This window comes from Muriicola sp., from assembly GCF_041567615.1.
Taxonomy (GTDB): domain Bacteria; phylum Bacteroidota; class Bacteroidia; order Flavobacteriales; family Flavobacteriaceae; genus Muriicola.
In genome coordinates this window covers 1-3,031 of record NZ_JBFGBM010000244.1, presented here as the reverse complement: position 1 = coordinate 3,031, position 3,031 = coordinate 1, and the positions used below count along the sequence as shown (strand labels likewise).

Here is a 3,031-nt window from a genome sequence, read left to right as displayed (position 1 = left end):
CTATAGGAATCCGCAGCGTCATCGTCTCCGGTGGCGATATAGATGATATTGGAATTGTTGGGATCAACCGCAATGCTGGAGACCCCGATCTGGGGAAAATCGTCAAAGAGGTTGGTCCAGGTAAGACCGGCATCCGTGGTCTTCCAAATCCCCCCGGCAGGTGCCCCTACGTACCAGGTATTAGGATCATTAGGGTCTACCTCTATGGCATTTGTCCTGCCAGTCCCCGGTAATCTTCCGGAGAAAATTCCGACCTGTTGGGGTCCGACAGAGATCCACGCGCTGGTGGGATTGATCTTCATCCCCATGCCGCTCTGTTTGTTCTCCCAGGCCCGCCAGAGTTCTTTGGGGGTGGGCAGGTAGCCCTGGGGGTCTACGAAATGCATCCAGTAGTTCTCCCACCGTTTATAGGGTTTGAATCCGCTCCCTTTGGCGCTGATGTCCTTGTCCTTCCAGTATTCCTCAAAAGCTTCGCTGATCTCGTAAATGGAGCGGGGTTTATCCGGGGAAAGCGACTTGAGCTGTTCACCGTCAGGACCGGCCAGCCAGGGGGCGTTCTGGTTGAACTGGGCATGGGAGTGGACGCCCGCCAAAAGGCAGAGCATGAGTAATTTTCTTATCATGTAATTTTTTTGACTAATATCCCGAAAATCTCCCTTTTTTTCAATTTTATTTGTTGAGTGAACTCTTTTTATGGGAAATTCTGAAACAGGGCTTCACAATATAGTCAATTGATGTCTTTTCTTACCCGGGTTTCACTTTTCTTTAGTACTAAAAAAAGTACCTTTGCCGGAGTCCGTTTTTCTATGAGATACCTGATCACCCTTGTTGTAATCCTTGTCCTTTGCCCAGTGATGGCGCAGGAAACATTACCGCCTCCGGGTAAACAGAAGGATTCCGCCCAGTACAGGAAACAGAATATAAGGCAGAGCCTGGCAAAGGGTATATCGGAACCTGTCAACAAGATCGAGGAGTACAAGATCATCTCCTATACCAGGGATACCACTTTCCTCGATACCACCCTGACCATCCAGAAAGAATACACGTATAATTATCTCAGGCGGGACGATTTTGAGCTCATGCCCTTTGCCAATGTGGGACAGCCGTACAACAGTCTTGGGGTTGATCTCACCAGACCAAATCTCTATCCTAAATCAGGGGCCCGGGCCAGGCATTTTAATTATCTGGAAAAAGAGGATATCACTTATTACAATGTGCCTACGCCCATGACCGACCTGTTTTTTAAGACCACCTTGGAACAGGGGCAGTTACTCGATGCGATGATCACCTTCAATACTTCTCCCAGGTTCAACTTCTCCATTGCCTATAAAGGTTTCAGATCCCTGGGTAAATACCAGTTCAATCAGGTGGAATCAGGAAATTTTCGCACCACGGCAAACTATCAATCGAAGAATAACCAATATACCCTCCGGGCCCATATTGCCGGCCAGGATATTCTTGGGGAGGAGAACGGCGGACTCATCGTTAAGGAGTTACAGTTCGAATCTGAGGACCCCGAATTCAGGGACCGATCCAGGATAGACGTATTCTTCACGGACGCCCGGAACAAAGTGTTGGGGAAGCGATATTTTCTCGACCATCGGTATGTTCTGACCCGGAAAAAGGATTCGGTGTCTGATTCCTCTTTGGGCATAGGTCATGAGTTTACGTATGAAACAAAGTATTATCAGTTTCAGCAGGATGCCCAGAACAAATACTTTGGAGAGGATCTCTTTAGCCCTATTGACGATAAGGCCTATTTAAAGACCTTTTTTAACAGTGTGAGTCTGGATTATTCCAACAGATTCCTGGGTACGGTCAAAGGCTATGTGAATTGGTTTCAGTACGATTATTTCTTTGACAGCCTCCTGATCACGGAGGAGGGTACCATCCCTAACCAGCTCAAGGGAAATGAGATCGCTGTCGGGGGCAGCTATAAGAAACGGATCGGACCGTTTTCCCTGGATGGAAACCTGGCCTACGGGATTACGGGGGAACTGACGAACTATATCTTTGACGCCTCGGCAAAGCTGAAGCTCAATGAGGAAAACGAGGTCAGTTTTAGCGCCCACGCCTCCTCCCGCAAACCCAACTTCAATTTCCTCTTGTACCAGTCGGATTACGCGAATTACAATTGGTACAATGCGGAAACTTTTGAGGATGAAAATGTCCAGAGGCTACAATTCGACCTTAATTCTCAGGTATGGGGAGATCTCACCGCCCAGTATACCGTCACGGATAACTACACCTATTTCTCGTCCAATGCGAATGCCGCCCAAGTGGCAGAAGGGGAGGCCAATGCCTTTGTCACGCCCAAGCAGGAAGGAAATTCGGTAAATCTTCTCAAGGTAAAATACCGGAAAGAATTCAGGCTGGGGAAGTGGGCTCTGAACAATACGGTCATGTACCAGAATGTCACACAGGACAGTCAGGTGCTGAACCTGCCACAGCTGGTCACCCGTAATACCATCTATTTTTCAAGCGATGTCTTTAAAAAGGCCATGTTCCTTCAGACTGGGGTAACCTTTAAGTACTTTACAGCCTATAATATGGATGCCTACAACCCGCTGTTGGGGGAATTCTATGTGCAGAATCAGGAAGAGCTGGGAGGGTTTCCGCTTCTCGACTTCTTTATCAACGCCAGGGTGAGACAGACACGAATCTATTTGAAGGCCGAGCACTTCAATTCCTCATTTACGGGTAATACGTTTTATGCAGCTCCCGGCTATCCCTATCGCGATTTTGTCATCCGGTTTGGGCTGGTCTGGAATTTCTTTTCCTGATTGTGTAAAGATTGCATAAAATATTTTTCCAAAATCACATCTCATAATCAGGGGTTTAGAAAGGGATTTTTCTGATAAAAAAATTTTTCCGGCAAGGAGTTGTGCAACCGAAAAAAGGGTTCTATATTTGCACCCGCTTAACGAGAGATCGTTGTGCGCAACAGAGTAAGAAGATAAGTTCATTGATATATTGGTAGACAGCGAATTAAGCCATTTGATGGTGTTTAGGCATCAGATAATGGATTGAT

2 protein-coding genes are annotated in these 3,031 nt (G+C 47.0%); one reads left to right on the top strand and one right to left on the bottom strand.

Annotated elements, in window-relative coordinates; all coding sequences use genetic code 11:
• Positions 1 to 623, bottom strand: a 623-nt coding sequence (locus tag ABYP73_RS12565) for a WD40/YVTN/BNR-like repeat-containing protein (RefSeq protein WP_372974559.1), incomplete at its 3' end; no start/stop codon positions are given.
• 183 nt (positions 624 to 806) lie between these two features.
• Between ABYP73_RS12565 and ABYP73_RS12560 the strand changes: the two genes are divergently transcribed.
• Positions 807 to 2,783, top strand: coding sequence for a putative porin (locus ABYP73_RS12560; protein ID WP_372974558.1), 1,977 nt, complete (start codon positions 807 to 809; stop codon positions 2,781 to 2,783).
• The last annotated feature ends 248 nt before the right edge of the window (positions 2,784 to 3,031 follow it).